The following is a 333-nucleotide window of genomic DNA, read 5'->3' as shown; positions in this document are numbered from 1 at the left end:
GCCGTCCACCACCCACGACGCCCCGGTGACGTAGCCGGCTTCGGCCGACGCGAGGAAGGCGATCACGGCTGCGACCTCGCGGGCGTCGCCGGGCCTTGCCAGCGGAATGCCCGGCCGGTCGATGCGGTGCGGGTCTTCGTCCTCGTTGCCGGTCATGGCGGTGGCGATCTCTCCCGGCGCGACGGAGTTGACCGTGATGCCGTGCCGGCCGAGCTCCAGCGCCATGTTCTTCACCAGGCCGCCGAGGCCGTGCTTCGCGGCGTCGTACGGGGCGGCCCCGATCATCGGCTGGTGCTCGTGCACGCTGGTCACGGCGATGATCCGGCCGCCGCG

At 73.0% G+C, this 333-nt stretch carries 1 protein-coding gene; it reads right to left on the bottom strand.

The annotated features are described in order from the left end of the window. A partial coding sequence (locus AC5RUJ_RS18845) for an SDR family oxidoreductase (RefSeq protein WP_494156584.1) occupies window positions 1–333 on the bottom strand: 333 nt, incomplete at both ends.

Source organism: Arthrobacter sp. Y3223164 (assembly GCF_059091005.1).
This window is presented reverse-complemented; position numbering and strand designations above follow the sequence as displayed.